Source organism: Rubripirellula tenax (genome assembly GCF_007860125.1).
Lineage (GTDB): Bacteria > Planctomycetota > Planctomycetia > Pirellulales > Pirellulaceae > Rubripirellula > Rubripirellula tenax.
Genome location: NZ_SJPW01000024.1, coordinates 1 through 4,660 on the forward strand (window position 1 = coordinate 1; position 4,660 = coordinate 4,660).

The 4,660-nt window shown below is 52.3% G+C and carries 5 protein-coding genes; all 5 read left to right on the top strand.

Annotated elements, in window-relative coordinates; genetic code table 11:
• The first annotated feature begins 46 nt into the window (after positions 1–46).
• The 5 genes from Poly51_RS30020 (at position 47) to Poly51_RS30040 (ending at position 4,477) form a co-directional block, all read left to right on the top strand.
• Entirely contained in the window at positions 47–709 is a 663-nt protein-coding gene (locus Poly51_RS30020; RefSeq protein ID WP_146462642.1) for a hypothetical protein, read from the top strand.
• Positions 710–821: 112 nt separating this feature from the next.
• Positions 822–1,376 (top strand): hypothetical protein, encoded by a 555-nt coding sequence (locus Poly51_RS30025; protein WP_146462337.1) that lies wholly within the window; start codon positions 822–824, stop codon positions 1,374–1,376.
• A 760-nt stretch (positions 1,377–2,136) separates the two neighbouring features.
• Positions 2,137–2,679 carry a hypothetical protein gene (locus tag Poly51_RS30030; RefSeq protein WP_222435961.1) on the top strand — a complete coding sequence of 181 codons (543 nt, stop codon included), beginning with the start codon at positions 2,137–2,139 and terminating at the stop codon, positions 2,677–2,679.
• Positions 2,680–3,239: 560 nt separating this feature from the next.
• Positions 3,240–3,530, top strand: a complete 291-nt coding sequence (locus Poly51_RS30035) for a hypothetical protein (RefSeq protein ID WP_146462644.1) — start codon at positions 3,240–3,242, stop codon at positions 3,528–3,530.
• Positions 3,531–3,949: 419 nt separating this feature from the next.
• Positions 3,950–4,477, top strand: a complete 528-nt coding sequence (locus tag Poly51_RS30040) for a hypothetical protein (protein WP_222435962.1) — start codon at positions 3,950–3,952, stop codon at positions 4,475–4,477.
• Positions 4,478–4,660: the final 183 nt, after the last annotated feature.

The window sequence follows — 4,660 nt, forward strand, 5'->3', positions numbered from 1 at the left end:
TTCCTCCACTGCCACCCCGAAGCGCAGCGTTGTAAGTCTGATAACCATGCGATGCACCGGAGCGGCGGTGGTTAGTTTTTTTGATTGCTTGCAAGTCTTTCGCCGCCGCCCGGTGATCGCTACCGTTCGTCGTACTTGCATGAATTTGATCTCACTGAATTTTGGCCTGATCGCAATCGTCGTCTTGACGCTCGTGATTGGATGCAACCCCAACGCTCTCACGCCCGACGAGCGTATTCGACAGAACATAACGTCGGATTTGGAACAGATGGGCGCGTACTACGTCGGATTCGAAGAGGACACCTCGATTCCTGACGCGGCCTTCTTCGTCAACGTAAAATCACTCGATGGTATCAAGCGGTACCCAACGCTCACTCATCTGGATTTCACCGATAGCAATGTCTCTGATCACGATCTCAGAGAACTCATTTCCCTACCGAACGTCTTCTATCTGGAATTGGACGGAACGAAGGTTTCCGACGTGGGAATTGATACACTTGCTGCGATACCGAACCTTAACGTGGTGGATTTGAACGGGACCCTCGTTTCCGATGCCTCCGTGCCATCACTTGCCAAGATCAGGGGACTGCAAGGCGTCGTTGCAGAGAGTACAAACCTCAGCGAGTTGGGCGTTCGAGAATTGATGAGGCTGCGCCCGGAGATCTGGGTAAAGCACGAATCAATCTTGGATCCGCCCGACGAACCATGAATTGCACGGGAGGACGGGAGTCGTGTTTAATGGTCTGCTTGCAAGTCTTTCGCCCGTCCCCCGTGAATTCTGCCGTTCTGTCAATTTTCAAAACTAGACCTTGGGGCTCCGAATGTCTGCGCGTGGTAGTCTTGTCAGCAATCCTAGCAAACGCCCAAAACTGATCAGCGAGTCGAAGCGGTACATACCGCTTCTGTGGCTTGGGATGCTGTCACTGGAGGACATCGACAACGATGATTGCGGCGCATTTGAGATTGATCGCGTGACAGCGATAGAACGCGCTGAGCGCAACCTCCCGTTTCTGACCGCCGTCTTCCCGAACCTCCCGTTCGAGGATTCCGCCCGTTCACTATTGGATCGCCTTCGCAAATTGCGTTCCGATAACATCGGGATCGATATCACGGAATTGGTTGAACCGGATCCGCCGAACCCTGGATTGCAGGACGCTCTCGTTGCCATTGCGGCACAGAACCACAAGTATTCGCTTTCCATTCCTGCGCGAAACGTCGAGAACCCCGCGACTGGCGACATGATTAAGGTCAAGGCGCAAAAGATCGCGTCAACGCAAGACATGTTGCTTCGGGTATGCTGGCTTACGCCACATGAACTTGACGAATTCGACGACGAAGAACTTCGCGACATCGTCAGCGGCTATATTTGGAAATAGAAGACAGAACCATCACATGCACCGAAGGACGCGAGCCGAGCGGTTTGGCAGTGGACAGGTTTTCGCGCGTCCTCGGTGATGTGTACCGTTATCGGGATCAATACGAGGGTTCATGTGTGACGCGATGCGTTCGGTTTCTTTGAGGTCATCGATGGTTCTTCCTTGTGCTAAAACGTTTGGTCCTTCCCGTCTTGCTTGGACTGCAAGGCTCGGTACTACGACCTCTGCTGACTTCTGAAGACACGATTCGGGTCACCCCGATCGCCCGACCTTTCGAGCAAGCTCTACTCGCCGGTACGTCTTCAGATCTCCCCAGATAAGGGAACGTGATCTGTCCCCACCCAAGCTCCACATCTACCTGCACTCCGTCTTCCAGTTCGGTTTCGCGTTAGGCAGCACGCTCACCTGGAGTTACCGGCCTTGTATGTGGTTTCTGTACGTAACCTGGTGGGTCTTGGTGAGACGCTGCCGGTTGCTACACCAATCGAGCATCGCAGGCTTCCTCTCCACGGTCTGTCACCTCGCCGCAGTTGCCCTCACCTCGTGTTGATTTCTTACGAGCTATCCATCTGGTACGATGACTCCCTTGTTGAAATGACTGGAATTAAACACACAGGACTTTCACCTGATAAGATCACGCCCATGCTGGGCGTACTGCACACGGAGCACGGCTTGAACGTTGTCACGAATGGATGCATCAGTCTCCGTGCCCGGTGCTGGCCACCGTTCCCCGAATTCATCAACCCCAGCTGAGATTGCAATGGTATTTCGGACATGTACGTTTATCGTGCTGGCCTTCTCCGCGGTATTGGTTGCTGGCGACTCACCAAGTTCGCTGGGTTTTCTAAAACCTGACTCAACATACGTTATTACTTTTGCTGGATCTACGAACGCGTTCACGGAGACGCAAACCAGCGTAAACTTAGGTTCGGTGCTCAAAGACAAGGCACCACCAGTCCAGACAACCATTGTCCACAAGATTGATCACTTCGTCGTGAAGGAGCTTGGCTCCGCAAACTGGGTTTTGTTGGAACATCCTTCCGATCTGTTTGATGCGTCCAAGTGGAACGGCAAGCTTGCAGCTGAATCACTACTGAACGCCGACTACATATCTGAACTCGAAAAGAAAGAGGGCGGACCGCAGCAAATCAAGTGGCTAAGGTCACAAGCTGCGCAAGAAATCCCAAGCGTCCAAACTTGGGTGAACCTTTCTCACGCACTATCAATAGCGCCTCCAGCCAAAAAACCGAATCAGCTCAAGGTGCGGGTTAATGCAACATACAATCCTCCCAACAAAAATTAGGCCTCTATTCCAACGGGGAACCATCCCGTGCACCGAAGGACGGCTTGCGTGATTTCAAGAATGGATGCTCAGCCGTCCGTCCTCGGTGACGGGTAACGTTTTCCGAACTGGGCGCGGTGGTTGCGCGTTTGGTCGCTTTTCTGCTTAAACGTGGCGTTAAGGCGCGACTCATTGCCCCCGTAAACGAGTACAGCCAGATGCACGCTGGTGAAGGTCCGACTTTCGGCAGTGTTTACGATGTATGCGTCGTCGACTGCACGCATGGTGACATCAGGTCCTTGTTGAATACATGGTACGAACGACAATCCGTTGTGCCTGCTTCGATTGATCTGTTCTGCTTTCAGTGCGGCGAGGTGCTGGACGCGTCCCACGTCGATTGTCCTCGCTGCGGCAAACCGCTCGACTCTCTACCGATGGATCGACGCCAGGCGACGGCTAACTGCGACGATGCACGCGAATCGCCGAGCCGCGATTTAAAACACCGGTAGATCACTCGCGGCGACCTCGCGATCGCTTTCGATATCCGACTGAGTTCCCGCATGAAGATCGCAACTTAAAACTTGAATCTTGCCTCAGCTGCGAAAATCACGCCTGAGTCTGTAGAAAAAATGCAATCAAGTGAGGATGGTAAGGAGCGTCTTAAAAAACTGCGGAAATTTGCAGCAGTATCCATCGAAACTACTCGAACTTGGGTGAATCTCTCGCTCGCCCTCGCGATTTCTCGACTTTCGACCGTAGACACCAAACCAGAGGTTTCGCTGAGTGTGAAAATCGAAGACGGCAGCAATCGCAGCTGGTGGGACGATGATCCCAGAACAAGGAGTTCGGCAAATGCGACCGTCAAAGATTGATTGTGGTACGTATCCATGGTTTGTTACGTCGATGGTGTTCAGGAATCGGTTCGTCTTCTTTTCGATGCTGTCCGGTCGCGAGTTTCATACGGTATGCTGAATGGCAATGTTGGGTGGGGACTCTCCGATCCAGCGGCGGATTGCTCGAGGCATGCCCGTCATGATTTTTGAAATCGACTCTGAAGCGAAGTCGTTGATTGGTCGTTTTGAATTGATTTTGGAGATTTGAGAAAGGTGAACTGAGGCGGTGAATGTTCGGATTTCAGCACCCACGCACCCGCACTCAAGTTCGCTCTGTCACCTTGGCTCGTTCTATCGTTGAATAGCCGATGCATCGGATCCCTCTAGCGGAAATTGACGCAGTGAACACGCAACCCTCGCCCTGGACGCGATTCTTTGTTTCTGGTTTCCTCGCAACCGTGTTGGTCGGTGCTTGCGCGATGCTAATTCAGGGTATGAGAGTGGGTGGAATCCCGTTGCCCTTTGGGATTGGATTTCTTTGCATTCTGGGGCCGCTTGCTTCACTGCTGCTTTTCTTCACGGGGGGCAACTTCTTAATGGTCTTCACTCCCCGTGCAACACTATCGATTGATTCGGATGCGATCCGTCACGGTGACACTTTGAAAATTAAGTGGCGGATCCGAGGTGCTGCGCACAAGGTTCAAGACCTAAAGATTTTCTTGACGGGATTCCAAAAAGATGAGCGGGCATTTAAGGTCAGCAAAGACATGGTCGAGCGAATATTGGATCTTCGTAGGACTGTTGAGATCTTCGAATCGTCATCTCCTGTGGAGATCCGATCTGGCAGTTTTTCCTGGACAGTTCCCGAGAGCGTCCCGGTCTCAACAGGTTTAGCACCAATGGCTTGGACGCTCCGCTTGCAGGGCTCGATCGCAGGTTGGCCTGATGTTTACGAAGAAATCGATGTCGACGTTTTTGACGCCTGATTTAAGCGATACTCGACCAAGGACCGCGTTTCGGAAATTTGGCTATGGCACTTAATTGGAATGCTCCCCAAAACCTGATCCAGGGGTTATGAAAGTCTAGAGCCAATTCCGGCGAAGGATTTTCCATGAGCAAGAAACGACGACGACATTCACCCGAACAGATCATCAAGAAGCTACGTGATG